This is a genomic window from Streptomyces sp. MNU76, from assembly GCF_020982545.1.
In the GTDB taxonomy this organism is placed as follows: domain Bacteria; phylum Actinomycetota; class Actinomycetes; order Streptomycetales; family Streptomycetaceae; genus Streptomyces.
This window is the reverse complement of the sequence record NZ_JAJKLK010000019.1, coordinates 1,302,403-1,328,857: the sequence shown is the minus strand read 5'-3', so window position 1 is coordinate 1,328,857 and position 26,455 is coordinate 1,302,403. Positions and strand designations below refer to the sequence as shown.

The following is a 26,455-nucleotide window of genomic DNA, read 5'->3' as shown; positions in this document are numbered from 1 at the left end:
AAAGCCGTCCCTTAGATTTCCTGCGCGTTGCGCAGGGGATCAAAGGTGACCCAGTGGTGATCGGCGAGGGGACGGAACCGGGACATGTCAGAAGCGTCCGAAGTGAGGCCACCAGCACCCGAAGCGGGACCACCGACGGTGACACCTGTCAGGGTGGTCATCGCCCTGTGCCTGCTCGCCCCGTTCGTCGCGATGCTCTGGGTCGGCTCGTACGCCAAGACGGACCCGGTGTTCATCGGCATCCCCTTCTTCTACTGGTACCAGATGGCCTGGGTGCTCATCTCCACCGCGCTGACCGCCACGGCGTACGTCCTGTGGCAGCGTGACCAGCGCGCCCGGAAGTCCGGCGAGTCGCGCCAGCCCCAGCGGTCCCCGGAGTCCCAGGAGCCCCAGGACGGGGGTGTCTCGACGTGAAGGACGGCGTGAACGGCGTGGCGCTCGCCGTCTTCATCTTCTTCTTCCTGGCCGTCACGGTCATGGGCTTCCTGGCCGCGCGCTGGCGCAAGGCCGAGAACGAGCACAGCCTCGACGAATGGGGCCTCGGGGGCCGGTCGTTCGGCACCTGGATCACCTGGTTCCTGCTGGGCGGCGACCTCTACACCGCGTACACCTTCGTCGCCGTACCGGCGGCGATCTACGCGGCGGGCGCGGCCGGTTTCTTCGCGGTGCCCTACACGATCCTGGTCTATCCGCTGATCTTCACGTTCCTGCCCCGCCTGTGGTCGGTCTCCCACAAGCACGGCTATGTGACGACCTCGGACTTCGTGCGCGGCCGCTTCGGCTCGAAGGGTCTGTCGCTGGCGGTCGCGCTGACCGGCATCCTCGCGACGATGCCGTACATCGCCCTCCAACTCGTCGGCATCCAGGCCGTCCTGGACGTGATGGGCGTCGGCGGCGGTGAGAACACCAACTGGTTCATCAAGGACCTGCCCCTGCTGATCGCGTTCGGTGTCCTGGCGGCCTACACCTACTCCTCCGGCCTCCGGGCGCCCGCGCTGATCGCGTTCGTGAAGGACACCCTGATCTACATCGTCATCGCGGTGGCGATCATCTACATCCCGATCAAGCTCGGCGGCTTCGACGACATCTTCGCCAAGGCGGGCGAGGCCTACAGCCAGACCAACCCGGCGACCGACAAGCCACGCGGCGCGCTCGTCCCGGGCGACGCCAACCAGTGGACGTACGCGACGCTGGCCCTCGGCTCGGCGCTGGCGCTCTTCATGTACCCGCACTCGATCACGGCGACGCTGTCGTCCAAGAGCCGCGAGGTCATCCGCCGCAACACCACGATCCTGCCGCTGTACTCCCTGATGCTGGGCCTGCTGGCGCTGCTGGGCTTCATGGCGATCGCGGCCGGCGTCCAGGTGCAGAACGGCCAGCTGGCGATCCCGCAGCTGTTCGAGACGATGTTCCCGGACTGGTTCGCGGGCGTGGCCTTCGCCGCCATCGGCATCGGCGCGCTGGTGCCCGCGGCGATCATGTCCATCGCGGCGGCGAACCTCTTCACCCGCAACATCTACAAGGACTTCATCAAGCCGGACGCCACGCCCGCGCAGGAGACGAAGGTCTCGAAGCTGGTGTCCCTGCTGGTGAAGGTGGGTGCGCTGGCCTTCGTCCTCACCATGGACAAGACGGTCGCCATCAACTTCCAGCTCCTGGGCGGCATCTGGATCCTCCAGACCTTCCCGGCGCTGGTCGGCGGTCTCTTCACCCGCTGGTTCCACCGCTGGGCCCTCATCGCCGGCTGGGCGGTCGGCATGCTGTACGGGACGATCGCCGCGTACGGCGTGGCCTCCCCGACCCAGAAGCACTTCGGCGGCTCGTCCGCCGAGATCCCCGGCATCGGCGAGATCGGCTACATCGGTCTGACGGCGTTCGTCCTCAACGTCGTGGTCACGGTGGTCCTCACCTTCGTCCTGCGCGCCGCGAAAGCCCCCGAGGGCATCGACGAGACCCGCCCCCAGGACTACACGGCAGACGCCGGCGACCCGGGAGTCCAGGTGGAACTCCCCCCGGCAACGGCGGGAACGAGCCACTAGCCGGGCTGCGCCCCTGAAAGAAGCCAGGGGCGCAGCCCCGCTTTTTTCAGGGGCGCGGGGAACTGCGCGAGAAGCCCCACCGGACGGACGTCTGGGGGCAAAGGGGCACAGCCCCTTGGGGAGGGGACGGGTAAGGGCGGCGGGGGCGCACAACACCCGGCTACGCTGAGACCGTGACCACCCGGACCCCGATCGTCCTGGACAGCGACCCCGGCATCGACGACGCCGTAGCCCTCCAGTACCTCCTGGGAACAGGCCTCTGGGACCTCAAGGCGTACACCTCGGCAGGCGGCAACCTCCCCGCCGAGGCGACGTACGCCAACGCCCGCGCCCTCGCCCGAGCCCTACGCATCGACACCCACGTCCCGGTCCACAGAGGCGCCGGCCGCCCCTCCCGCCTCCCCTACCGCGAGGCCTCCGCCTTCCACGGCCCCGCGGGCCTCGGCGACGAAACCCTCCCCGACTCCACGGCCCCGCACCCCACGGAGTCGTCCGCCCAGGCCCTGCTCCGCCTGTCGAGGGAGTACGAGGGCGAGCTGACGGTGTGCGCCACCGGTCCCCTCACCAACGTGGCCATCGCCCTGCTGGAGGACCCGCACTTCGCCCACCGCGTCCGCAAGTTCGTGTTCATGGGCGGCGCCGCGCAGGTCCCGGGCAACTTCACGCCGGTCGCCGAGTTCAACATCTGGGCCGACCCGGACGCCGCCGAGATCGTGCTCTCCTCGGGCATCCCGTTCACCATGGTCGACCTGGATGCCTCGCACCGCTGGCTGTTCCGCCCGGAAGACCTCGCCGCGCTGGAGGCCGCGGGCCCCGGCACGGCCCTCGCCGCCCGGTTGATGCGCGCCTACCTGGCCGCCTGCAGCCGCCACGGCGGAGACGGCACCTGCCCGCTGCACGATCCGCTGGCCGTCGGCGTCTGCGGCGACGAGGCGTTCGTCGAGGCCGCGGACGGGGCCGTCGTCGTGGAGTGCGCGAGCGAACTCACGCGTGGCCAGACGGTGTTCGTGCCGACCGCCGCCCGGCGTGTCTACTACTCCGAGTCCCCCGCGCTGACGGCCCGCCTGCGGGCCACCGGCCGGGTCGCGCTGGGACCGGGCACCCGTGACTTCACCGCGGACTTCGTGACGACGCTGCCCCGGTGGCCGGCGACGGCCTGACACGACCTGCACGATCCGATCATCCGACCGGCGGCGCTCCCTGTGGACAACCGCCGACCCGCGAAGCCGCCCCTCGTGCAGACTGCGACGCATGGACATCACGATCAGGACGGCGGCCCCTGACGAGTACGCCGCCCTCGGCGAGATCATCGCCCAGGCCTACCTGGGCGACGGGTTGCTGGACTTCCGGGAGAGCGACCGGTACCTCGACGAGCTGCGGGACGTGGCGAAGCGGGCCGCCGAGGCCGACGTGCTCGTGGCGGTCGCGGACGGGAGGGTCCTGGGCGGAGTGACCTTCGTCCCCACGAGCGGCCCCATGGCCGACATCGCCCGTGCGGGAGAGGCCGAGATACGGATGCTCGCGGTATCCCCGGAAGCCCGCGGGCGCGGTACCGGCGAGGCGCTCGTGCGGGCCTGTGTGGAGCGCGCCCGCGCCGTGGAGGGCTGTGTGCGCCTCGTGCTGTCGACCCAACGCGGCATGCACGCGGCCCACCGCATCTACGAACGCCTGGGCTTCACCCGCACACCGGAGCGCGACTGGAACCCCCTGCCCGACCTCCTCGACGTCACTCTGATCACTTACGAGTTGACGCTCTGACACCCCCCGAAACCGAAGGCGACACAACATGTGGGGGTGACACTGCGCCCCAGCACTAGATGTATGCTCATGCTCGCTGTCGCCGCAGGGGAATCCGGTGTGAATCCGGAACTGTCCCGCAACGGTGTACGGGCGCGCGCACACCACCATGCGCGCACGCCTGTTCAGTCCGAACACCTGCCGACAGCGCGCCCGGCCGTCCGGTCCGGGTGCCCTGACGTCCGGGCCTCGTGGAATGGGCCGGTGGACGCGACGCCCCCGTGCGCTCGTGTGCTGCCGCCTGCCCTCCGCAGGGCCCCCAGCCGAGCGAGGGAGAGCCCCACGTGACCATCGCGCCAGTCGATCCGGTGTCGGACATCGCCGCGGCCGAGCCGGTTCCAGCCGACCCGGCGGTGGAGTCCGACGGTCCCGGTGCCGCGTTGCTGCGGACCCTGACCGAGCTGACCGCCGACCTCCCCGACGCCGACCCCGGCCGGGTCGCCGCCGCCGCGCTGCGCGGCCGGTCGGTGCGCGTCTCTGCCGCCGAGATGGTCGCGGAGCTGCGGGAGCTGGCCACCGAGGCGGCCGCGGGCCTCATCGCCGAGGACCCCGCCTACTCGAAGCTGGCGGCCCGGCTGCTGGCCATCGGCATCCGCGCCGAGGCGGCCTCTCAGGGTGTCACCACGTTCACGGAGTCCATCGCCGTGGGCCACCGGGAGGGCCTCGTCGCCGACCGCACGGCCGAGTTCGTCCGCGCCCACGCCGAGCGTCTCGACGCCCTGATCGACCCGTCCGGGGACGACCGCTTCGGCTACTTCGGTCTGCGCACCCTGCACAGCCGCTATCTGCTCCGGCACCCGCTCACCCGCAAGGTCGTCGAGACACCCCAGCACTTCATGCTGCGGGTCGCCGCCGGTCTCGCCGAGGACACGGGAGCCGATCAGGAGGCGGGCCACCGCGCCCTGGACGAAGTCGCCGCGCTCTACGGGCTCATGAGCCGCCTCGACTACCTCCCCTCCTCGCCCACGCTCTTCAACTCCGGTACGCGACACCCCCAGATGTCGTCCTGCTACCTCCTCGACTCCCCGCTGGACGAGCTGGACTCCATCTACGACCGCTACCACCAGGTGGCCCGCCTCTCGAAGCACGCGGGCGGCATCGGTCTGTCGTACTCCCGCGTCCGCGCGCGCGGTTCGCTGATCCGGGGCACCAACGGGCACTCCAACGGCATCGTGCCGTTCCTGAAGACGCTGGACGCCTCGGTCGCCGCCGTGAACCAGGGCGGCCGGCGCAAGGGCGCGGCCGCGGTCTACCTGGAGACCTGGCACTCCGACATCGAGGAGTTCCTGGAGCTGCGCGACAACACGGGCGAGGACGCCCGGCGTACGCACAACCTGAACCTGGCGCACTGGATCCCGGACGAGTTCATGCGCCGGGTGAACGCCGACGAGCAGTGGTCGCTGTTCTCCCCCGCCGACGTACCCGAGCTGGTCGACCTGTGGGGCGAGGAGTTCGAGGCCGCATACCGCAAGGCGGAGGCGGACGGCCTGGCGAAGAAGACCATCGCCGCCCGTGACCTGTACGGCCGGATGATGCGCACCCTCGCGCAGACCGGCAACGGCTGGATGACCTTCAAGGACGCGGCCAACCGCACGGCGAACCAGACGGCCGAGCCGGGCCATGTCGTCCACTCCTCCAACCTCTGCACGGAGATCCTGGAGGTCACGAACGACGGGGAGACGGCGGTCTGCAACCTGGGCTCGGTGAACCTGGGCGCGTTCGTCGACCCGGCGGCGGGCGACATGGACTGGGCACGGCTGGACGCGACCGTCCGGACCGCCGTCACCTTCCTCGACCGCGTGGTCGACATCAACTTCTACCCGACCGAGCAGGCGGGCCGCTCCAACGCGAAGTGGCGTCCGGTCGGACTCGGCGCGATGGGCCTGCAGGACGTCTTCTTCCAGTTGCGTCTGCCCTTCGACTCCCCCGAGGCGAAGGCCCTGTCGACGCGGATCGCCGAGCGCGTCATGCTCGCCGCGTACGAGGCCTCGGCCGACCTCGCCGAGCGGTCCGGCCCCTTGCCGGCCTGGGAGAAGACCCGTACGGCACGCGGTGTGCTGCACCCCGACCACTACGGTGTCGAGACCACCTGGCCGGAGCGGTGGGCGGCCCTGCGTGAGCGTGTCGCGACGACGGGCCTGCGTAACTCCCTGCTCCTCGCCATCGCGCCGACGGCCACCATCGCCTCGATCGCCGGTGTGTACGAGTGCATCGAGCCGCAGGTGTCCAACCTGTTCAAGCGCGAGACGCTGTCCGGTGAGTTCCTCCAGGTCAACTCGTATCTGGTGAAGGACCTGAAGGAGCTGGGCGTCTGGGACGCCCGCACCCGTGAGGCGCTGCGCGAGTCGAACGGCTCGGTGCAGGACTTCGCCTGGATCCCGGCCGACGTACGGGCGCTGTACCGCACGGCCTGGGAGATCCCGCAGCGCGGTCTGATCGACATGGCCGCCGCCCGCACCCCGTATCTGGACCAGTCCCAGTCGCTCAACCTGTTCCTGGAGACGCCGACCATCGGCAAGCTCTCCTCGATGTACGCGTACGCCTGGAAGTCGGGCCTGAAGACCACGTACTACCTGCGTTCCCGCCCGGCGACCCGCATCGCCCGCGCCGCACAGGGCCAGGGCCAGGGCCAGGGCGGCCAGACGCAGACGTCGAACCGGCCGGAGAACACCATCCCCGTCCAGCAGTCGGCCGATCCGGATGCCGTCGCCTGCTCCCTTGAGAACCCCGAGTCCTGCGAGGCCTGCCAGTAATTCCCGCCCGCCACCCGACCACCACCCCTGGAGGACGGCGCTTCGCGCCGACTGCTATGACTCAGAATCTCCTCGACCCCGGCTTCGAGCTGACTCTCCGCCCGATGCGCTACCCGGACTTCTACGAGCGCTACCGGGACGCGATCAAGAACACCTGGACCGTCGAGGAGGTCGACCTCCACTCGGACGTCGCCGACCTCGCGAAGCTCTCCCCTGCCGAGCAGCACCTCATCGGCCGACTGGTCGCGTTCTTCGCGACGGGCGACTCGATCGTGGCGAACAACCTCGTGCTGACCCTCTACAAGCACATCAACTCCCCCGAGGCGCGGCTCTATCTGAGCCGCCAGCTCTTCGAGGAGGCCGTGCACGTCCAGTTCTATCTGACGCTGCTGGACACCTACCTCCCCGACCCGGAGGACCGGGCGGCGGCCTTCGCGGCGGTGGAGAACATCCCCTCCATCCGGGAGAAGGCGGAATTCTGCTTCCGGTGGATGGACTCGGTCGAGAAGCTGGACCGGCTGGAGTCCCAGGCGGACCGCCGCCGCTTCCTGCTCAACCTGATCTGCTTCGCGGCGTGCATCGAGGGACTGTTCTTCTACGGCGCCTTCGCGTACGTCTACTGGTTCCGCAGCCGGGGTCTGCTGCACGGTCTGGCCACCGGCACCAACTGGGTGTTCCGCGACGAGACGATGCACATGTCCTTCGCCTTCGAGGTGGTGGACACCGTCCGCAAGGAGGAGCCGGAGCTCTTCGACGACACGCTCCGGCAACAGGTCACGGACATGCTGAGGGAAGCGGTCGAGGCCGAGCTGCAGTTCGGGCGCGATCTGTGCGGTGACGGACTGCCGGGCATGAACACCGAGTCGATGCGGCAGTACCTGGAATGCGTGGCCGACCAGCGCCTCACGCGCCTCGGCTTCGCCCCGGTGTACGGCTCGGAGAACCCCTTCTCCTTCATGGAGTTGCAGGGCGTCCAGGAGCTCACCAACTTCTTCGAGCGACGTCCGTCCGCGTACCAGGTCGCGGTGGAGGGCACCGTCGACCTGGACGAGGACTTCTGAGCGGGGCCCCTTCGAGGTGGTGGCGTCCCCGGCCGACGTGACCTTCGCGGTCGTCGTCGCGTCGGGGAGGTACCGGAGGGGTCGCCGCCTCGGGTCGTGCGGCCGTGGCCATGGGGCGCCGCATGCCTGACGACGGCGATCAGGCGGGGCGGGCGAAGCGGTGCGACGGCGCCGCCTGCCGTTCCTGCGGTGCCCGCCTCTCCTGCACCGCCCGCCGTTCCTGCGCCGCCCGCTGGAGCTGGCGGTCGATGCGCCGGTCGTGCACGACGCCGACGATCGCGGGCAGCACCACCAGGGCGAGCAGCCCGAGGACGGCCAGTGTTCCGATGAGTCCTTGCAGCTGTGTCGTATCCATGGACACCACTGTCGCGCCGAACACTCCTGACAAACAGTGGCAGGACTGCCGCACCCCCTCGAATTCCTGCCACTTCCGGGGCACACTGGCAGCATGCTGAAGAACGTGGCCGCCGTCCTCCTGGAGGGCGTGCATCCCTTCGAACTGGGAGTCGTGTGCGAGGTCTTCGGCCTCGACCGCAGCGACGAGGGCCTGCCGGTGTACGACTTCGCGGTCGCGTCGGCGGAGGGCCCGACCCTGCGGACGCACGCGGGCTTCACCGTCTCCACCGCGTACGGCCTGGACCGGCTCGAAGAGGCCGACCTGGTGGTCGTGCCGGCGGGCGACAGCTATGTGCACCGGATCTACCCGGCCGACCTGCTGGACGCGCTGCGCCGGGCCGTGGACCGGGGCGCCCGGGTGCTGAGCGTGTGCTCGGGTGTCTTCGTGCTCGGCGCGGCCGGACTGCTGGACGGCCGGCCGTGCGCGGTCCACTGGCGGCACGCCGAGGAACTGTCCCGGCAGTATCCGCGCGCGGTGGTCGAGCCGGACGTGCTGTACGTGGACGCGGACCCGGTGATCACCTCGGCGGGCACGGCGGCCGGTATCGACGCCTGTCTGCACATCGTCCGCAAGGAGCAGGGCCCGGAGGTCGCGAACAAGATCGCCCGGCGGATGGTGGTGCCACCGCACCGCGACGGCGGCCAGGCCCAGTACGTCGAGCGGCCGCTGCCACGCTCGCGGTGCGACACGATCGGCGAGGTCCTCGCGTGGATGGAACAGCACCTCGACGAGGAGGTCACCGTCGAGCAGCTCGCCGCCCGCGCGCACATGTCCCCGCGCACGTTCGCCCGCCGCTTCCAGCAGGAGACCGGGACCACCCCGTACCGCTGGATCCTGGGCCAACGGGTGCTGCTGGCCCAGCGGTTGCTGGAGGCGACGGACGAGACGGTGGACGCCATCGCCTGGCACACCGGCTTCGGCACCGCCGCCGCCCTGCGTCATCAGTTCGTCCGGTCGCTGAAAACGACCCCGCAGGCCTACCGCCGGACGTTCCGGGGCCCGGAGGCCGCCTGAGGGCGGGGCGAACCGGCTCAGTCGTTGGCGACCACGGGGTAGCGGGGCTCGTTCTCGGCCATCTGCCGCAGGGCGTCCTTGCGGTCGCGCTTGGAGAGCCGGTCGATGTAGAGGTAGCCGTACAGGTGGTCGGTCTCGTGCTGGAGGCAGCGCGCGAAGTAGCCGGTGCCGCGCACCTTGATCGGGTTGCCCTTCTCGTCCTGCCCGGTGACCTCGGCGTAGTCGGGACGGGCGAGCGGCATGTAGGCCGTCGGCACGGACAGGCAGCCCTCGTTGCTGTCGTCCAACCGGCGCTTCTCGGCCGGGAGTTCGACCAGCTTCGGGTTGCAGATGACGCCGGTGTGACGCTTGCCCTCGTCATCGGGGCAGTCGTACACGAAGACCTTCAGATCGACACCGACCTGGTTCGCGGCCAGGCCCACGCCCTCCGCCGTGCGCTGGCTGGCGAACATGTCGTCCACCAGCTTGGCCAGCTCGTCGCCGAACTCCGTGACGTCCTTGCACTCCTTGTGCAGCACCGGGTTCCCGACCACGGTGATCGGCAACGACGTGCCACGCTCACGGTACGCCTGCTCGCGCTCCTCGCAGTCCTCCGTGTCGATGACGAACCCCTCGTCATCGACGGGGAGCACGCCCACGTGCTGCTGATCGGTGTCCTGCTGGGCCATGACAGACGTACGCCTTCCTCAAAACAACAAGCGATGAAGTTGCTGATACAGGGTACGGGGACCGCGCCCCGCAGGAGGGCGGTCCCCGTCAGGTAGCGCCCCGTGAGGGGCGCGGGGAACTGGGCGAGAAGCACCACCAAGCCCGCGGCCGAAAACGAACCGCACAGCCCCTAGCAAACTTCTTCCAGATCCCGCCAATCACGAGAATCCGGACTGTCGGCCACCCACCCGTCCAGCAACCCCCGAACCAGCGAAGCCGGCGCAGCCACCCCGCACTCCCGCTCCGGCGCCCACAACTGCCCGTCCGTCACATGCCCCAGCGGCCCGGGATGGCCCGGCTCGCTGTGATCGTGCGGATCGAGATGCTCCCCGTTGCCCTCGTCGGACGGCATCCGTGACTCGGAGCACAGCCGGCACAGCAACCGCACCGACGACGACCAGTCCTCCGCCGCGAACCCCGCGTCCGCCGCGAGCCGCTCCAGCGCGTCCCGGTCCGCCTCGGTCGCGGCCTCCAGCAGCACCACCCAGGTCGGCACGGGGGACGGCGCCCACAACTCGATCTCGTCGAACACCGGATACGCGTGCCCCGCGGCCGTGGTCCGCTCACCGTGCGGCACACCGTCGTGCAGGACGACCTCCCCCCAGCGCCGCCCGGACGACGGCAACGGGATGGAGAGCACCTCGATCCGGGCGGGGTCGAGCCGCCGCCCCCACACGACCTCGGCCTCGCCCTCGGGCGAGAGCCGTACGGCCGCGCTGCCGAGGTCCATGCCCACCGGTTCCCCGGAATCACCGGGTCCGCCACCGGGCTTCGGCCGGGCCGCGCCTCCGGGCACCCGCAGCCCGTACGCCTGCCACGCCCTGCGGGCCAGCGGCCAGTCCTGCAGGGCTGTCGCGGCGATGCCCACGTTCCACCAGTCGGGCGCGCCGGTCTCCCGGTCGAGCAGTGCGACGGCCCGCAGTCCGGCCGCTCTCGCCTGTTCCCAGTCGTGCCGGAACTTGTGCAGGAGGGCGAGGTTGAACCAGGACTCGGACAGCCACGGCTCCAGGTCCGCGGCACGTGTCAACAGCGCCCCCGCGTCCTCGTACCGACCGTCGCCGATCAGCGTGAACGCACGATCGGTGGCCTGCCGCCAGGAGGCGGAGGGCCGATGCCGTCCCTTGCCGAAGATCCTCACGATTCCCGCCTGCCAGTTACGGTTCCCGCCTGCCAGTTCCGTCGGAGTGGGCTGGCCGTCGCCCCCGGTACACCCTCTCCCTCGCATCCAACCACGACCGGATGGAGGGGCGCTCATTACCCATGGGTTACCCCACCGCGGGCAAGGTCAGACAGTCTCTCGACAGTACCCGCGCGAGCGACTCCACCACTTCCGGTTGATAGTCCCGGGCCGTGCCCAGCCGCAATTCCTCCAGCGCCCGGAGCGGCCCTTCCGGCCCTGCTTCCCGGACCTTCTCCTCGTATGCGTTCACGGCCCGCACGATGCGCGCGCCGACCGGCTGCTCACGGTACGGATCCGCCTGGCGCTCCACCACCACGGCGACCTCGGCGTCCACCCCGGTCTGCCGCACGACGGCGCCGCCCAGCAGCGCGATCCGGCGCTGCTCGGCCACCGGAAGCCCGGCGGTGGCTCCGGCCGGTACGGGGTCGACGAGGCTCAGCTGGCCGATGTCGTGCATCAGGGCGGCGAACTCGACGACGGTCAGCTGGGACTCGCCGAGTCCCAGCTCACGGCCCACCTCGCGGCTCAGCAGGGCCACCCTCCGCGCGTGCCCGGCAGGGGTGTACCCGGCGATCTCCGTGGCGCGGGCCAGGGAGGCGATGGTCTGCCGGTAGGTGGCCCGGACGTGGGCGTACCGCCGCGACGACAGCTGGGTGAGGAGCAGCGGCAGCGAGAACACCGGCAGCGCCCACAGCCCGACGACACCGGTCGCGAGGGCCATGACGGCCCCCGTCGCGCACACCGCCGACCCTGTTCCGGGCAGCGTCCGCAGTTCGTCCCTCAGCAGCGGGCCGTACGGCCACCGGGTCCGTGCGTGTGCGATGGCCGCCGCGAGCACGGCGTCGCACAGCGCGGTCAGGACGAGCAGCGCGACGAGGAGCAGGGCGTGGGAGGGGCCGCTCCACTCCGCGAGCAGGCCCCGGTGGTGCAGCGGCTGGAAGCAGAGGGCGGCGAAGGCGACGGCGAGGACGCGCCGGGTGAGGTGGTCGACGGTCGATCCACACCCCTTGGCCACATGCGGCACGCACCCCAGCAGCGCGGCTGCGACGACGACGGCGACGGCCTGGAGCACGCCGTGCCCCGTCGGCTGCCCGCCGTTCTCCCCCAGCAGCGCGTAGGCCAGCGCCCCGGCCGCCCCGAGCGGCGCCACGTCACGCCCTCCGCCCCATGCCACCGCGACAACTCCCCCACGCTCACCAGCACCCCGAACGCGAGGGCGACACCGGGATCGTCGAGGCCGTGCCAGAGGGTGTGGCCGAGGGCCAGGACAGCGAGCAGCCCGGCGAGACAGCGCAGACCGCCGAGCAGGGTCACGGCACGCGCCCCTCATCGCCACCACGCGCCCCACTTCCGCGCCCGAGCCCGGCCTCGCGCCGCTCCGGGCCCGTCCCCGGCTCGCCCCGCGTCCCGCCGGACGGGATGTTCGCGCCGGGTGGGACGTTCCCGCTGGGGTCGGCCGTGACGGTCGGGGCCCAGCCGTGGCGGGCGAGGGCTCGGGTCAGTGCCGTCACCATGACGGGGTCGTACTGGGCGCCCGCGCATCGCCGTAGCTCGGCGAGGGCGGCGTCGACGGGGCGTGCCCGGCGGTAGGAGCGGGTGGAGGTCATGGCGTCGAAGGCGTCGGCGACCGCGACGACCCGGGCGAACTCGGGGATCTGGCCGCCGACCAGCCCGTAGGGGTACCCGCTGCCGTCCAGCCGCTCGTGATGGTGCAGCACCGCCGCCCGGGCCTCCCCGAGGAAGGAGATCCCGCGCACCATCTCGTGGCCGTACTCGGGATGCAGTTCGACGATCCGCCGCTCCTCGGGCGTCAGCGGACCGTCCTTGCGGAGCAACCGGGTGGGCACCCCGAGCTTCCCCACGTCGTGCAGGATCCCGGCGAACCGGAGGACCTCGGCCCGTTCGTCGTCCATGCCCAGTTCGCGCGCGATCAGCAGGGACGCCTGCCCGACCCGCTCACTGTGCCCGCGCGTGTAGCCGTCCTTGATGTCGACGGCCTGGACGAGCGCGCGGACGGTCGCCCGGTGCGCCGCCCGCTCCCGGTGGTACTGCGCGAACACCCAGCAGGACACGTACATCGGCAGCAGCACGAGCAGCGCGGCCACGGGCCCGTGCGGGCTGCGCCAGAGCACGGCCATCATCAGCCCGGCGAGCCCGTGCACGACGACGGGCGCCAGCGACCGCCAGAAGAGCCCCCGCCAGGCGACGCGCGCCGGTACCCGCTCGGCGAGCGCCAGGATCCCGCCGTCGAGCAGCGTGAGCACCGCGCAGAACACCACGGCCGCGGCCCCGGCGGGCAGCAGCGCGTACGGGAAGTCGGGGCCGGCGACCGCGTCCCGGCCGCCGAGCGCCGCGTGCGTGTGCGACGCGGCCCCCACCGCGAGCACCAGCCGGCCCGCCCGCCAGATCCGGCGCAGCGCCCGCGGCCGCTGTTCGACCCGGGAGAGCAAGGCCCCCGGCACGGCCACGAGCGCGGCGGCGGGCACCGGCAGCAGAAAGGCCCCGGCGAGGAGGACGGGGAAGAAGGTGCCCATGCCCTTGGGGGCACGGTGGCCCATGAAGGGGCAGCGGGTGATCTGCTCGCAGGCGGCGTACAGCGCGGCGAGCAGGGCCACCGCCCGCCACGGGACGTGGCCGCCCGGCAGGGGCGCGAGACAGACCAGGGCCCCGAGGACGACACAGGCGACGTACACACGTGCCCATGCCGTCACCGACCCCATGGCACCCTCCCGAGTTCAGGCTCCGGAGCCTAGGACGGGCCGGAACGGGAGGGGGCGGCTACGGGTGAATCCCTCGCGCCACGACGGCCGGATTAACCCCTTCGAGTGAAGCGCCGCTCCCGCGCCGACGGCCCCGATCGACGGCACCGCCGTACCGTCTCGCCGTCTCAGTGCGCCACATCCGCCGCGAGCGCCTTGTTCAACTGTTCGACGATCGCCGGGGACTCGCGTTGGAAGGCGGCGAGGTCGAGACCGTCGTCGCCCATGACGGTCAGCAGGGTGCGCTCGCCCACGGCGACGACGATGACGTGCCCCGCGCCGCACCGGACGACCACCTCGCGGAGGGCCCCGACACCGGACTGGTCGGCCATCCGACGGCTGACACCGAGGGTGGCGGCGGCGAGGGCGGCGACGGACTCGGGGTGGACCTTGTCGACGTCGGCGACGACGAGAAGCCCGTCCACGGTGGACAGGACGCTCTCGGCGACGCCCATCACCCGGTCACGCAACGAGGCCAGGATGCCGGTCAACGATTCGGTCGATGCGTGTGTGGTCATGGGCACGTGCTCCTTGGTCCATACGTCTGCGGTGGGTGTGCGGTCCGAGCGGCAGGAGGTGCCGGCGGGACTTTCCCAGGCCCTAGTCGGGCAGGTGCCGGTCGGACTCGGGGAGAGCCCACAGCCCGCGGCGGACACGCCGCAGCATTTCTACGGAGGGTTGGTCGGCGAGCAGTTCCTCGGCCGACAGCAGGGACATGGGCGGGAACGGGGACGGGACGGCCGGGTTGTCCGGCGTGCCGTCCGCGGCGTCGTCGGGAGGACGCGCCGCGCCCCGCACGGGTAACGGCCGCTTCGCGGCGACATCACCGGGTACGGCGCCCGACGGCCCTTCTGCGGCCCGGACGGTGTTCTCGGTGTTCTCGGTGGGCGGTGACGATCCGGCCGCCGTCGCGGTGGACGGGGACCGTTCGGCCGCGCCGTCACCGGGCTCGGGCTCGGTGGACGGCGGTCGTACGGGGTTCGTGGGGACGGGCGCGGCGTGCGGTGGGGTTTCGGCGGGTGGGACCGGACGGTCGTCCGTGGGCGCTCTCGGCACCTGACGCCGTCGAAGGCGGGCGGCCTTGCTGCGTATGCGGCGTTTGCGGGCCGGGTCTCTGTGGGGGCTCACTACCCGCCCTTCGCTCCGAGGTCTCCGGTGGGAGAGCCTCCACCGGGCCTGCGTCTGGGCAGGGGACCGGCTCTCGGTGACGGTTCGTCCGGTGCCGACTGCGCCTGGAGGACCCGGGGCGCGGTGCTGGGTCGGCGGTCGGGGGCCGGCCCGCTCTCCCAGTGGACGACCCGGCGTGCCTGAAGCCGGACGAGGTCCAGCATGACCGCGTAGAGTCCGCGCCCCCGGGCGAAGGCCATGTCCCGTGGGGTACGGCGGCCGTTGGCGGCCTCGACGAGTTCCTGGTGACGTCGGGTCAGCCGACCGTCGGGCTCCGGGGTGCCGCGGCCGTCGACCGGTCGGGGCCGGGCCCGGGCCAGTTCGCCCGCGGGGCCCCACAGCCGGGTCAGCAGCGCCATACGGCGGGTGGTCTCCTCGGCGAGCGGCCGCGGCTCGACGCCGGGCCTGGCGAGGAGGGTGGGCCGGCGTTCCGTCAGCTCCCAGCCGCCGGGCGGGCTGAGCGCCATCGCGAAGGCCCCGTCGAACACGGCCGCCGTGCAGACGACCTCCAGTTCGGCGGCGCCGATCAGACCAGCGGCGATCAGATGCGGGGCGAGCCGGTCCGCGTCGGGCTCGGCGGCGCTGGCCGCGAGCCAGGCGTCGTCGTCGATCCGGCCCGAGGCGAGCAGCGTGGACGTCGCGGTCGGCGCGCCCGGTGTCTCGATCGCGCCGATCAGTCCGCCCCGCAGGTGAATCGTGCCACCGGGGGAGCCGGAGACCTCTACCGTGCCGGTGTAGCCCTCCTGGTGCAGCGCCTGCAGCAGTGCGGGGACGTTACGCGCCGAGGGAGTCTTCACGCCAGCACCTCGCGCACCCGGTCGCCGAGGCTGCGCAGTGCCAGCGCCACGTTCGCCCGGTCACGGTCGAGGCCGGCGGCGAGCAGCAGCGGGTCGCCGGCCGTCCGGTCCACGGAGAACAACACCTGATGGCGTCGTCTGCTGGTCATGACCACGCTCTCCAACTCACCCTCGGCCCCGGCCTCACCGAGCCGGTCGGAAATAAGGGTGGCGAGATCCGAGCACTCCGCCCCCGTCCCTACCTGGGCCGCGTCGCCCGCGACGGCGTAGGTGAGTCCCGTGACCGCGTCGATCAGGGCGAGGCCGGTGACGCCGGGAGAGTCGAGAAGCCGGTCCAGGGAAGCCTGGAGCGCGGGCTTCCTTTCCTCAAGTCCCCCCATTCGCCCTCCACGTTGTCGCGCCGCACAGTAGTTTGAACGCCAACTTCCGTAAGGCACGGAAAAGTTGACGTTTGTGACCGGTGGGTCACTCATGTCGATCGTAGATGGCCGGACAGTGACCGGTCAGCAGCACTGAGGAATTGGGGCAGCAATATGAACATCGAGACCGCACTCAAGGAAGCCATGACCATCGACGGCGCGATCGGTGTCGCGCTGGTCGACTACGAGAGCGGAATGTCACTCGGCTCCCTCGGCGGCGGGCAGCACCTCGACCTGGAGCTCGCGGCGGCCGGCAACACCGAGGTGGTCCGCGCCAAGATGCGCACGCTGGCGTCCCTCGACATGGACGACGTGATCGAGGACATCCTGATCACACTGAGTCGGCAGTACCACCTGATCCGCCCGCTGTCCAGCAGCAAGGGCTCACTCTTCCTCTACCTCGCGCTGGACCGCTCCCGCAGCAACCTGGCCCTGGCCCGGCACGGCCTGAAGCGCATCGAGAGCGGCCTGGAGGTCTGAGCCCGTTCCACCAGCGCGCCCCGCACATGACTGAGCCCGTTTCGGGGACGGCCGGACGGCCGTCCCCGAAACGGGCTCAGAAGAAGTCAGCTCTCCTGCGGTGTGACCGGCGAGGCCGTCACATCATGCTCAGGAACGGTCTGTCCCGATCGGATCAGATCGATCCTGCCCATCACCTTGGCGCGCAGATCGGTGGGCACGTCGTCCTGCCCGCAGCAGCGCTTCACCAGCTTCTTGACGGCCTGTTCGAGCCCGTACTTCTCCAGGCAGGGCGAGCACTCCTCGAAGTGGTGCTCGAACTTGGTGCAGTCGGCGTCGGGCATCTCCCGGTCGAGGAACTCGTAGAGATGATCGAGGATTTCGCTGCAATCCGTCTCATGCGGCTCTCCGCAGCTCATGAGCCCGAGCCTTTCGCTTCGTTCGACTCCCCGGCGCCGGCCGGAACCAGCCCGCGATCACGGGCGTAGTCCTCGAGCATGCCGCGCAGTTGACGGCGGCCCCGGTGCAGCCGGGACATCACCGTACCGATGGGTGTCCCCATGATGTCGGCGATCTCCTTGTACGCAAAGCCCTCGACATCCGCGAGATAGACGGCGATGCGGAACTCCTCGGGGATCGCCTGCAGCGCCGCCTTCACGTCAGAGTCGGGCAGGTGGTCGAGCGCCTGCGACTCGGCGGAGCGCAGCCCGGTCGACATGTGCGACTCGGCGCGCGCGAGCTGCCAGTCCTCGATCTCCTCGGCCGCGCTGCGCTGGGGTTCGCGCTGCTTCTTGCGGTACGAGTTGATGAAGGTGTTCGTGAGGATGCGGTACAGCCAGGCCTTCAGGTTGGTGCCCTCACGGAACTGGTGGAAGGACGCGTACGCCTTCGCGTACGTCTCCTGCACCAGGTCCTCGGCATCGGCCGGGTTGCGCGTCATGCGCAGCGCGGCCGAGTACATCTGATCGAGGAATTCCAGAGCATCCCGCTCGAACCGGGCGCTGCGCTCCGCGGCGGTCTCGGTGCCCTCGGGCTGCTCCGCCTGGCCCCGTTCGGTCCCTGCGTCGGTCCCAGTGACCGGACCCACCTCCTCCAGCGTCTGTGCGATACCGAAACCGGTACCACCAGAATCGGAGGATAGACGACGATCCATGCCCGCCGCCGCCCGAACAGGGCCGCTCTTGGCCGTGTGCAGCACCGTCCAGTCCAGGTCAGCGCGGCTGCTGCGGCTCGGGCAATAGGTCGAACCCATGCGGCGGACTTCCTCTCGTACGGCGGTCAGCACGGTCTTTCGCGCTGTCTGATCCGCACAACCAAGGCCCACCGCTCCGCATTCCCGGCCACCGCCGGACGGGTCATCGGAGTGACGCGATCCACTCCACGACACCCTCGGTGATCACCGTCATCGCCTCGTCCTGCCCGAGCGGCGCCCGCTTCGGCACCGCGAACCCGTGATCGCCGTACGGCACCTCCACGAGCCCGTACCCGCCCTCCGGGAACTCCTCGGGCCTGCCGAACGGGTCGTTCCCGCCCTGGACGACGAGCGTGGGCACCCCGGCCCCGAGCAGCTCGTCGGCCCGGGACCTCTCCGGCTTCCCCGGCGGGTGCAGCGGAAAGCTCAGCGCCAGTACGGCCGCCGCGCCCAGCTCGGTCGCCGTACGGCAGGCCACCCGGGCCCCGGCGCTGCGCCCGCCCGCGATCACCGGCAGCCCCGGCTTCGCCAGCGCGGGCCACAGTCCCCGCCACCCGGTGTCCAGCGTCTTCGGCGCGGGCGCGAGCTTCTTCCCTGCGACCCGCCACGGCTGCTCCACCAGCGCCACGGTCACCCCGTGCGCGGGGAGCACGGCGGCGAGGGCCCGCAGATCACGAGCCTCGATGCCACCGCCGGCGCCATGGCTGAGGGCGAGGACGCGGTCCGGCGCCTTGGCCTCGTACCAGCTGACACGGCCCGTGCCGGCCTCGGTGTCGATCTCTTCCGTCGCTGCTGCCTCGATCTCGGTCACGTCAGAAGAGTGTGCCCTCCTCGGGCCCCTCCAGTTCCTCCAGCAGTTCCGGCCCGTTGTTGCGGACGTTGCTGACGGCCGTGGAGACGGGATAGGCGCGCATCAGCCCGCCGGGCGGCGGTTCGAGCAGCCCGCGCAGGTCGTCGAGGTCGGTTCGGGCCGGGTCGAGCCAGCCGTCCCACCGGTCCGGCGTCAGCATCAGCGGCATCCGGGGGTGGATATCGGCCAACGCGTGCGGGCCGTCCCCCGGGGCCACCGCGAGCGGGGTCGTCTCGGCCTCCGTCGTGATCACCGAGCAGGTCGCCCACCAGGCCCCCGGGTGGTCGTCCGGCAGCGTCCTGTCCCGCCAGAACTCGTACAGCCCGGCCATCGCGAAGACGGAGCCGTCCGCCGGGAGCACGAAGTACGGCTGCTTGCGCGGCCGCTTCTTCTTCCCCTCGACCTCCAGCTCCCGCTCCCCCTTGCCGGTGACCCACTCGAAGTAGCCGTCGGCGGGCAGGATGCAGCGCCGGGTGGCGAACGCACGGCGGTACGACGGCTTCTCGTGCACGGTCTCGGCGCGGGCGTTGATCATCCGCGCGGCGCCCTCGGGGTTCTTGGACCAGGAGGGGACCAGCCCCCACTTCAGCTTCCGCAGCTGGCGAACCGGCCGCTTGTCGTCGGCGTCCTTCAGAGGGCGGTCGAGAACCGCGTAGACCTCCTTGGTGGGAGCCACGTTGTAATCCGGCTCCAGGCTCTCCTCCGGCTCCCACTTCTCGATCTCAAAGATTCCTGCGAGATCCTCGGGCCTACGACTCGACGCATACCGTCCGCACATAAGTGCCACACTGCCAGGCCCACCCGTCACCCGACCACCACCCCCCAACGATGGCGCTACGCGCCAACCCCTATCGATCGCGACCCGAGGGAGCCACCGCAGAACATGGAAAGCACCGCAGCCACCTCGCTGGCCAGCCTGTGGGACGAGGTCTTCGGTACCCAGCCGGACCCGGACCTGTGGGTCGTCATAGCCACCGCGGTCGCCGCGCTCGCGGCGATCGTCCCGCACGGCGTGTGGCGGCTCTCGCGCAACGCCATCACCATCGCGCACGAGGGCGGCCACGGACTGATCGCGCTGCTCACCGGCCGCACCCTCACCGGCATCCGACTGCACTCCGACACCAGCGGCCTCACGGTCAGCCGCGGCAAGCCCACCGGCCTCGGCATGATCCTCACCGCCGCCGCCGGCTACACCGCTCCCCCGCTCCTCGGCCTCGGCGGCGCCGCCCTCCTCGGCTCCGGCCGCATCACCCTGCTTCTCTGGCTCGCCACGATCCTGCTGATCGCCATGCTGGTCATGATCCGCAACGCCTACGGTGCCCTGACGGTCCTCCTCACCGGCGGCACCTTCGTCGTCGTCTCCTGGCTGGCGGGCCCCCAGGTCCAGGCCGCCTTCGCCTACGCGGTGGTCTGGTTCCTGCTGCTGGGGGGCGTACGCCCGGCCTTCGAACTCCAGGCGAAGCGCCGCCGGGGAGGCGCTGGCGACTCCGACGCGGACCAGCTCTCCCGGCTGACCCATCTCCCGGCGACGGTGTGGCTGGTGATGTTCCACGTGGTGTCGCTGTGCGCGCTGATGGGCGGCGGAAGGTGGCTGCTGGGGCTGTGACCGTGCTGTGATGCAGCCCCGCAGGGGCGCACACAGGGGCGCGGGGCGTATCGATGTGCGGCTCCGCCGCGTGGGCGCGATCAGCCCCCACCGGACCTGCAGCCGCCCACGGCGATCACCAGGCACCCCCTTCGGCGAACCCCTACTAAAGTGGCCACATGGCCCTGAACGCACAGCCCGCCCTCTGGCCCGCCCCCACCGCGAGCGGAGCCGTCGACGCGACGGTCCACGTCCCGGGGTCAAAGTCGGTCACCAACCGCGCCCTCGTCCTCGCCGCCCTCGCGAGCGAACCCGGCTGGCTGCGCCGCCCCCTCCGCTCCCGCGACACCCTCCTGATGGCGGCCGCCCTGCGCTCGATGGGCGTCGGCATCGAGGAGACCGTCTCCTCCAGCTCCTCCGGCGCGGGCGGCTCCGGCGAGGCCTGGCGCGTCCTGCCCACCGGCCTGCACGGCCCGGTCACGGTCGACGTCGGCAACGCGGGCACGGTCATGCGCTTCCTGCCCCCGGTGGCGGCCCTGGCGGACGGCCCCATCCGCTTCGACGGCGACCCCCGCTCGTACGAGCGCCCCCTGAACGGCGTGATCGACGCCCTGCGCGTCCTCGGCGCCCGGATCGACGACGACGGCCGGGGCGCGCTCCCCCTGACGGTCCACGGCAGCGGTGCCCTGGACGGCGGCCCGGTGGCGATCGACGCGTCCTCGTCCTCGCAGTTCGTGAGCGCCCTCCTGCTCTCCGCCCCCCGTTTCAACCAGGGCGTCGAGGTCCGCCACACCGGCGCGACCCTCCCCTCGCTCCCCCACATCCGGATGACCGTCGACATGCTGCGCTCGGTGGGCGCCCAGGTCGACACCCCGGAGTCGGGCGGTGAGCCCAACGTCTGGCGGGTCACGCCGGGCGCCCTGCTGGGCCGTGACCTCACGATCGAGCCGGACCTCTCCAACGCGCAGCCGTTCCTGGCGGCGGCCCTGGTGACCGGAGGCAAGATCGTCGTACCCGACTGGCCCGCGCACACCACCCAGCCCGGTGACCAGCTCCGCGAGATCTTCACGGAGATGGGCGGCACCTGCGAACTGACCGAGTACGGACTGGTGTTCACCGGTTCGGGTGCGATCCACGGCATCGACGTGGACCTGAGCGAGGTGGGCGAGTTGACCCCGGGCATCGCAGCGGTCGCGGCCCTCGCCGACTCCCCCTCCACGCTGCGCGGCGTCGCCCACCTCCGCCTCCACGAGACGGACCGCCTGGCCGCGCTCACCAAGGAGATCAACGAACTCGGCGGCGACGTCACCGAGACCGCCGACGGTCTGCACATCCGCCCGCGCCCGCTGCACGGCGGTGTCTTCCACACCTACGACGACCACCGCATGGCCACCGCCGGCGCGATCATCGGCCTGGCGGTGGAGGGCGTGCGGATCGAGAACGTGGCGACGACGGCCAAGACACTGCCGGACTTCCCTGACATGTGGACCGGGATGCTCGGGAAGAACTGACGGGCGGGCCGGGATCATGCGCCGTTACGGCAAGCACACCGACGAGGACGACATCCGCAGCCGCCCGAACCGCAAGGGCAACCGTCCCCGGACGAACATCCGCCCGAAGCACGAGGACGCCGCCGAGGGCCTGGTCCTCACGGTCGACCGGGGCCGGCTGACCTGCCTCGTCGAGGACCGGATCGTCCTCGCGATGAAGGCCCGCGAACTGGGCCGCAAGGCCGCGGTCGTCGGCGACACCGTGGCCCTCGTGGGCGACCTCTCCGGCAAGAAGGACACCCTCGCCCGGATCGTCCGCATCGCCGACCGTACGTCGGTGCTGCGCCGCACGGCCGACGACGACGACCCGTACGAACGCGTCGTCGTCGCCAACGCCGACCAACTCGCCATCGTCACCGCCCTCGCCGACCCCGAGCCCCGCCCCCGTCTGATCGACCGCTGCCTGGTGGCGGCCTACGACGGCGGCCTGGACCCCCTCCTCGTCCTCACGAAGTCGGACCTGGCCTCCCCGGACAAACTGCTGGAGCTCTACGGCGACATCGACATCCCGTACGTCGTGACGAGCCGCGAGGAGCTGGAGACGGGCGGCGCCGCCGACCGCGTGCGCGAACACCTCGCCGGGAAGGTCACAGCGTTCGTCGGCCACTCGGGCGTCGGCAAGACGACCCTGGTGAACGCCCTCGTCCCGGAGGAACGGCGCCGCAGCACGGGCCATGTCAACGCGGTGACCGGACGCGGCCGGCACACCACGACCTCCGCCCTCGCCCTCCCCCTCGCGGACTCGGACGGCGGCTGGGTCGTGGACACCCCCGGCGTGCGCTCGTTCGGTCTCGCGCACATCGATCCGTCCCGGGTGATCAACGCCTTCCCCGACCTCGTGCCGGGCACGGAGGGCTGCCCCCGCGCGTGCAGTCACGACGAGCAGGACTGCGCGCTGGACCAGTGGGTGGCGGACGGACACGCCGACCCGGCCCGGCTCTACTCCCTGCGCAGGCTGCTCGCGACGCGCGAACAGCGGGAAGGCGACTGACCTCCGCGTTGTTTGCGCCCTCGCCCATCCGGTAAGTGCATAATCGCACCGAGTCGGACCCAGACCAGACGAGATCGGCCGAGAACAGACGAAGCGGTCACGGAACGTGGGACACGGGAGGACGAGACATGGCGTGGCTGCTGGTGGTCGTGGCGGGGCTTCTGGAGACCGGATTCGCCGTCTGCCTGAAACTCTCGCACGGTTTCACCAGACTCTGGCCCACGGTCGCCTTCTGCGTCTTCGCCCTCGGCAGCTTCGGTCTGCTGACCCTCTCCCTCAAGAAGCTCGACGTCGGCCCGGCCTACGCCGTCTGGACGGGCATCGGCGCGGCCGGCACCGCGATCTACGGGATGATCTTCCTCGGCGACATCGTGTCGACCTTGAAGATCGTCTCGATCAGCCTGGTGATCGTGGGGGTCGTGGGACTCCAACTCTCGGGCTCGGCCCACTAGTAGTGCGTCGCTGCTTAGTTGTGGCGTGTCTGGTTGGGAGGCTGGTGTCTGGTGGGTTCCTCCTTCCCTTTTGCCGGACAGGACTGTCGTCATGGGTTCACAGAAGAAGCGGCCGGTCAGGTTGACACCGCAGGATCGTGAGGAGTTGGTCCGGGTGACCACCACGGGTGTTCGTGGGGCCTCGATGATCATGCGTGCGCGTGTACTGCTAGCACTGGACACCTCGGTGGGAGACGTGGATCCCAAGGCGGTGATCGCGGCCCGGCTCGGCGTCTCCGGTGAGACGTTACGGCTGGTCGCCAAGCGTTTCGCCGAGACCGGTGGCGATGTGCACGCCACGATCGCGCGGAAGAAGCGCGACCTCCCACCGGTGCCCTCGCCGGTGACCGGCGAGGTCGAAGCCCGGCTGATCGCGATGGCGTGCTCACAGCCACCCCAGGGCCATACCCGGTGGTCGCTGCGGCTGCTGGAGAAACATGTCGCGCTGGCCGAGGACATCCCCGATCTGGACCACTCCACCATCGGGCGGGTCTTAAAAAAAAACGGAACTGCGCCCTCACCTGAGAAAGTGCTGGACCATCCCACCCCGGGCGAACGCGGAGTTCGCGGCCCGGATGGAAGACGTGCTGGCCGTCTATGCCCGGCCCTACGACCCGGCACGTCCGGTGGTGTGCATGGACGAGAAGCCCTACCAGCTCCTCGGCGATGCCCGCGACCCACTCCCGGCCCGCCCTGGTCACGACGCCCGCCAGGACAGCGAGTACATCCGCTGCGGCACGTCCTCGATCTTCGTGTGGGTCGAACCCCTGCGCGGGTGGCGTCGCGTTCAGGCACTGTCCCGGCGGACCCGGATCGACTGGGCCGGCCAGGTCAAACAGTTACTGAGCGTGGACTACCCCGACGCCGAGACCGTGGTGCTGGTGATGGACAACCTCAACACCCACAACATCGCCTCGTTGTACGAGGCGTTCGAACCCGAAGAGGCATTCGCCCTGGCCCAACGCCTCGAGATCCACCACACGCCCAAGCACGGGTCATGGCTCAACATCGCCGAGATCGAACTCTCCGCACTGACCCGGCAATGCCTCGACCGCCGGATCAGCGACCTCGACACCCTCAACACCGAACTCTCAGCCTGGCAGAACGCCACCAACACCGACCAGCGTCAGGTGAACTGGCAGTTCACCACCCACGACGCACGCATCAAACTGCGCCACCTCTATCCCAAAAACTAGCCGCGACAGTCTACTAGGGGGTGTTTCGAAAGTCCTGTGCGGTGCCCGCGGTGTCCGGTGCGTGCTCTCGGCGTGCCGGACGAAAGCCCTCGTACTGGGTGTACTTGGGGTTTCGGCCGGTGCGGCGAGAGTGCGTGCCGGGCGCCGTGGGTGCTGTGCGGGACTTTCGAAACACCCCCTAGTTCCGGCCCACTGGTTCCGGTCCACTGGTTCGACTCCCACACAACTCGGGCAACAGCTAGCCGAGGGGCCGGCTGAGCTGTCGGGGCAGCGCCGTGCGCACGAGGTCCGTGACTCCGCCGTCGACCGGGGGCGCCGCCACGCACGAGAGGGCGAGCCGCACCGCGAGTTCACAGGACCGGGCCAGCTCCGTCTGGCCCGCCTTGGGGGCGCCCGGCGCGGACAGCGCGGCCACGGCCCGCTCGCGCACCAGGGCCACGAAGTCGGCGGGCGCGGGCAGCGGGCCGTCCGCGCGGCGCTGCGCGGGCACCGCGGAGGACGAGCGCACCGCGGCGAGCGTCGGTGACGGCAGCCGCTCGCTCCAGCAGCCGGTGAGCATGGCGCGAATCAGCGCATTGTTGCGGGAGGCCGCCACGGTCCACTCGGCGGTCGCGGCCAACCGGTCCCGGGAGTCCGCAGGGGTGGCCAGCGCCCGTTCGACGCCCGCCAGATAGCCGTCCGCTTCCCTGCGGACCAGGGCCCTGGCGAGCCCGTCCTTGCTGCCGAACTCGTTGTACAGCGTCTGACGTGACACTCCGGCCACCGCCGCCACGTCCACCATGCGCACGGCCGACCACGGCCGACGCACCAGCGCCTTGAAAGCGGCGTCCAGCAAGTTCTCCCGCGCTGCAGGCATCATCGCCTCCCTGAATACGAGCGGGCGGCTCTGGCCCTCAGATTTGACGCGCATCAAGTCACTGTCAAGGGTTCACGGCACCCCCGAGGGGCGCACACCGGCCAACGTGCGCGGCCCGATCCTCCGCACGCGGCAACAGCCCCCACTCATGTGCCCACCCCGGCGAACCCCATACGTACCGCCGCCTCCCACGGTCCGACCCCCGACCCCGGTAGCCCCGCACCGACCTCGGCGGATACCGTTCGCCACATGGCCGATTACCTCGACGACCTCCGCCTCGCCCACGTCCTCGCGGACGCCGCCGACGCGACCACGATGTCCCGCTTCAAGGCCCTCGACCTCAAGGTCGAGACGAAGCCGGACATGACCCCGGTGAGCGAGGCCGACAAGGCCGCCGAGGAACTCATCCGCGGCCAACTCCAGCGCGCCCGCCCCCGCGACGCCATCCTCGGCGAGGAGTACGGCGTCGAGGGCACCGGGCCGCGCCGCTGGGTGATCGACCCGATCGACGGCACCAAGAACTACGTCCGGGGCGTCCCCGTCTGGGCCACCCTGATCTCTCTCATGGAAGCGGCCGAGGGCGGCTACCAGCCCGTCGTCGGCGTGGTCTCCGCCCCCGCGCTCGGCCGCCGCTGGTGGGCCGCCAAGGGCCACGGCGCCTTCACCGGCCGCAGTCTGAGCTCGGCCTCCCGCCTGCACGTCTCCCGCGTCGCCGACCTCTCGGACGCCTCCTTCGCGTACTCCTCTCTCAGCGGCTGGGAGGACCGCGGCCACCTCAACGGCTTCCTTGACCTGACCCGCGAAGTGTGGCGCACCCGCGCGTACGGCGATTTCTGGCCGTACATGATGGTCGCCGAGGGCTCCGTGGACATCTGCGCCGAACCTGAGCTGTCCCTCTGGGACATGGCCGCCAACGCGATCATCGTCACCGAGGCGGGCGGCAGCTTCACCGGCCTCGACGGCCGCCCCGGCCCGCACAGCGGCGACGCGGCGGCCTCGAACGGCCTCCTCCACGACGAGCTCCTGGGCTATCTGAACGAGCGCTACTGAGCCCTGGAATGATCCGGGGCGCCCCGAACTGACCACGCACACCCTCTTGTTGACCTCCGCTTTACCTGCCACATTGAGAGTTCCCTCACTTGTGAACTTGTGAATCCTTGAACAAGGCGTTCCGGGATTCCCTAGGAGGTGGCT

27 protein-coding genes, 2 pseudogenes and 1 riboswitch are annotated in these 26,455 nt (G+C 70.8%); of the genes and pseudogenes, 15 read left to right on the top strand and 14 right to left on the bottom strand.

The genetic code is table 11. The features are described from left to right. Positions 1 to 84 precede the first annotated feature (84 nt). The 6 genes from E4N62_RS32505 to E4N62_RS32480 all read left to right on the top strand — a co-directional run bounded on the left by E4N62_RS32505 (position 85) and on the right by E4N62_RS32480 (position 7,650). The gene (locus E4N62_RS32505) at positions 85 to 414 is read left to right on the top strand and encodes a DUF3311 domain-containing protein (protein ID WP_230220057.1); all 330 of its coding nucleotides are present in this window, start codon (positions 85 to 87) and stop codon (positions 412 to 414) included. After that, positions 411 to 2,039: a monocarboxylate uptake permease MctP gene (gene mctP, locus E4N62_RS32500; protein ID WP_184899255.1), complete on the top strand. Its 1,629-nt coding sequence runs from the start codon at positions 411 to 413 to the stop codon at positions 2,037 to 2,039. Before E4N62_RS32505 ends, mctP begins: the two co-directional genes overlap by 4 nt. Positions 2,040 to 2,212: 173 nt before the next feature. Then, positions 2,213 to 3,199 carry a nucleoside hydrolase gene (locus E4N62_RS32495; RefSeq protein WP_230220055.1) on the top strand — a complete coding sequence of 329 codons (987 nt, stop codon included), beginning with the start codon at positions 2,213 to 2,215 and terminating at the stop codon, positions 3,197 to 3,199. A gap of 91 nt (positions 3,200 to 3,290) precedes the next feature. Continuing rightward, positions 3,291 to 3,797 (top strand): GNAT family N-acetyltransferase, encoded by a 507-nt coding sequence (locus tag E4N62_RS32490; RefSeq protein WP_230220053.1) that lies wholly within the window; start codon positions 3,291 to 3,293, stop codon positions 3,795 to 3,797. Positions 3,798 to 3,885: 88 nt separating this feature from the next. Further along, positions 3,886 to 3,975, top strand: a riboswitch (cobalamin riboswitch). 145 nt (positions 3,976 to 4,120) lie between these two features. After that, positions 4,121 to 6,589, top strand: a complete 2,469-nt coding sequence (locus E4N62_RS32485; RefSeq protein WP_230220051.1) for a ribonucleoside-diphosphate reductase subunit alpha — start codon at positions 4,121 to 4,123, stop codon at positions 6,587 to 6,589. Positions 6,590 to 6,645: 56 nt separating this feature from the next. Then, on the top strand, positions 6,646 to 7,650 hold the full coding sequence (locus tag E4N62_RS32480; protein ID WP_230220048.1) for a ribonucleotide-diphosphate reductase subunit beta: 1,005 nt from the start codon (positions 6,646 to 6,648) through the stop codon (positions 7,648 to 7,650). Positions 7,651 to 7,789: 139 nt separating this feature from the next. On the opposite strand, the gene E4N62_RS32475 is transcribed toward E4N62_RS32480, so the two are convergent. Further along, a complete protein-coding gene (locus E4N62_RS32475) occupies positions 7,790 to 8,005 on the bottom strand; it encodes a hypothetical protein (RefSeq protein WP_230220046.1) in 216 nt (71 codons plus the stop codon). Between the two features lie 93 nt (positions 8,006 to 8,098). On the opposite strand from E4N62_RS32475, the gene E4N62_RS32470 reads away from it, so the two are divergent. Continuing rightward, entirely contained in the window at positions 8,099 to 9,061 is a 963-nt protein-coding gene (locus E4N62_RS32470) for a GlxA family transcriptional regulator (protein WP_230220044.1), read from the top strand. Between the two features lie 17 nt (positions 9,062 to 9,078). On the opposite strand, the gene def is transcribed toward E4N62_RS32470, so the two are convergent. From def to E4N62_RS32430, 8 genes and pseudogenes are all read right to left on the bottom strand, one after another. Then, entirely contained in the window at positions 9,079 to 9,729 is a 651-nt protein-coding gene (def, locus tag E4N62_RS32465; RefSeq protein ID WP_215448915.1) for a peptide deformylase, read from the bottom strand. Positions 9,730 to 9,899: 170 nt separating this feature from the next. Continuing rightward, complete coding sequence (locus E4N62_RS32460; RefSeq protein WP_184899242.1) at positions 9,900 to 10,907, bottom strand: hypothetical protein; 1,008 nt, start codon at positions 10,905 to 10,907, stop codon at positions 9,900 to 9,902. Between the two features lie 127 nt (positions 10,908 to 11,034). Next, positions 11,035 to 12,245: pseudogene (locus tag E4N62_RS32455) on the bottom strand (HD-GYP domain-containing protein). Positions 12,246 to 12,259: 14 nt separating this feature from the next. Then, complete coding sequence (locus E4N62_RS32450) at positions 12,260 to 13,669, bottom strand: HD-GYP domain-containing protein (RefSeq protein WP_230220042.1); 1,410 nt, start codon at positions 13,667 to 13,669, stop codon at positions 12,260 to 12,262. A gap of 167 nt (positions 13,670 to 13,836) precedes the next feature. Then, positions 13,837 to 14,226 carry a roadblock/LC7 domain-containing protein gene (locus E4N62_RS32445; RefSeq protein ID WP_184899240.1) on the bottom strand — a complete coding sequence of 130 codons (390 nt, stop codon included), beginning with the start codon at positions 14,224 to 14,226 and terminating at the stop codon, positions 13,837 to 13,839. Between the two features lie 82 nt (positions 14,227 to 14,308). After that, positions 14,309 to 14,836 carry a hypothetical protein gene (locus tag E4N62_RS32440; RefSeq protein ID WP_230220040.1) on the bottom strand — a complete coding sequence of 176 codons (528 nt, stop codon included), beginning with the start codon at positions 14,834 to 14,836 and terminating at the stop codon, positions 14,309 to 14,311. After that, complete coding sequence (locus E4N62_RS32435) at positions 14,836 to 15,672, bottom strand: hypothetical protein (protein ID WP_230220038.1); 837 nt, start codon at positions 15,670 to 15,672, stop codon at positions 14,836 to 14,838. Before E4N62_RS32435 ends, E4N62_RS32440 begins: the two co-directional genes overlap by 1 nt. After that, a complete protein-coding gene (locus tag E4N62_RS32430) occupies positions 15,669 to 16,010 on the bottom strand; it encodes a hypothetical protein (RefSeq protein ID WP_230220327.1) in 342 nt (113 codons plus the stop codon). Before E4N62_RS32430 ends, E4N62_RS32435 begins: the two co-directional genes overlap by 4 nt. 195 nt (positions 16,011 to 16,205) lie before the next feature. Between E4N62_RS32430 and E4N62_RS32425 the strand changes: the two genes are divergently transcribed. Continuing rightward, entirely contained in the window at positions 16,206 to 16,571 is a 366-nt protein-coding gene (locus E4N62_RS32425) for a hypothetical protein (protein ID WP_230220036.1), read from the top strand. An 86-nt stretch (positions 16,572 to 16,657) separates the two neighbouring features. On the opposite strand, the gene rsrA is transcribed toward E4N62_RS32425, so the two are convergent. From rsrA to E4N62_RS32405, 4 genes are all read right to left on the bottom strand, one after another. Further along, complete coding sequence (gene rsrA, locus E4N62_RS32420; protein ID WP_060883359.1) at positions 16,658 to 16,969, bottom strand: mycothiol system anti-sigma-R factor; 312 nt, start codon at positions 16,967 to 16,969, stop codon at positions 16,658 to 16,660. Further along, positions 16,966 to 17,637 carry an RNA polymerase sigma factor SigR gene (gene sigR, locus E4N62_RS32415; protein WP_045559042.1) on the bottom strand — a complete coding sequence of 224 codons (672 nt, stop codon included), beginning with the start codon at positions 17,635 to 17,637 and terminating at the stop codon, positions 16,966 to 16,968. The genes rsrA and sigR overlap by 4 nt, the downstream gene beginning before the upstream one ends. Before the next feature lie 268 nt (positions 17,638 to 17,905). Then, positions 17,906 to 18,553 (bottom strand): alpha/beta family hydrolase, encoded by a 648-nt coding sequence (locus tag E4N62_RS32410; protein ID WP_230220034.1) that lies wholly within the window; start codon positions 18,551 to 18,553, stop codon positions 17,906 to 17,908. A gap of 1 nt (position 18,554) precedes the next feature. Then, positions 18,555 to 19,370: an SOS response-associated peptidase gene (locus E4N62_RS32405; protein ID WP_230220032.1), complete on the bottom strand. Its 816-nt coding sequence runs from the start codon at positions 19,368 to 19,370 to the stop codon at positions 18,555 to 18,557. Between the two features lie 105 nt (positions 19,371 to 19,475). On the opposite strand from E4N62_RS32405, the gene E4N62_RS32400 reads away from it, so the two are divergent. From E4N62_RS32400 to E4N62_RS32375, 6 genes and pseudogenes are all read left to right on the top strand, one after another. Beyond that, positions 19,476 to 20,198, top strand: a complete 723-nt coding sequence (locus E4N62_RS32400; RefSeq protein ID WP_230220030.1) for a M50 family metallopeptidase — start codon at positions 19,476 to 19,478, stop codon at positions 20,196 to 20,198. Positions 20,199 to 20,356: 158 nt separating this feature from the next. Next, a complete protein-coding gene (gene aroA, locus E4N62_RS32395; RefSeq protein WP_230220028.1) occupies positions 20,357 to 21,688 on the top strand; it encodes a 3-phosphoshikimate 1-carboxyvinyltransferase in 1,332 nt (443 codons plus the stop codon). Between the two features lie 16 nt (positions 21,689 to 21,704). Then, the gene (gene rsgA / locus E4N62_RS32390; protein ID WP_230220026.1) at positions 21,705 to 22,718 is read left to right on the top strand and encodes a ribosome small subunit-dependent GTPase A; all 1,014 of its coding nucleotides are present in this window, start codon (positions 21,705 to 21,707) and stop codon (positions 22,716 to 22,718) included. Between the two features lie 128 nt (positions 22,719 to 22,846). Then, positions 22,847 to 23,170, top strand: a complete 324-nt coding sequence (locus E4N62_RS32385) for a multidrug efflux SMR transporter (protein ID WP_045559048.1) — start codon at positions 22,847 to 22,849, stop codon at positions 23,168 to 23,170. Positions 23,171 to 23,261: 91 nt separating this feature from the next. After that, a pseudogene (locus tag E4N62_RS32380) lies at positions 23,262 to 23,645 on the top strand (helix-turn-helix domain-containing protein); the annotation flags it as partial. Positions 23,646 to 23,718: 73 nt separating this feature from the next. Further along, a complete protein-coding gene (locus E4N62_RS32375; protein ID WP_268269041.1) occupies positions 23,719 to 24,405 on the top strand; it encodes an IS630 family transposase in 687 nt (228 codons plus the stop codon). Positions 24,406 to 24,643: 238 nt separating this feature from the next. Here the strand turns inward: E4N62_RS32375 and E4N62_RS32370 are convergent, their stop codons facing one another. Then, on the bottom strand, positions 24,644 to 25,264 hold the full coding sequence (locus E4N62_RS32370; RefSeq protein WP_230220024.1) for a TetR/AcrR family transcriptional regulator: 621 nt from the start codon (positions 25,262 to 25,264) through the stop codon (positions 24,644 to 24,646). A gap of 246 nt (positions 25,265 to 25,510) precedes the next feature. Between E4N62_RS32370 and hisN the strand changes: the two genes are divergently transcribed. Further along, positions 25,511 to 26,311 (top strand): histidinol-phosphatase, encoded by an 801-nt coding sequence (gene hisN / locus E4N62_RS32365; protein WP_230220021.1) that lies wholly within the window; start codon positions 25,511 to 25,513, stop codon positions 26,309 to 26,311. Positions 26,312 to 26,455: the final 144 nt, after the last annotated feature.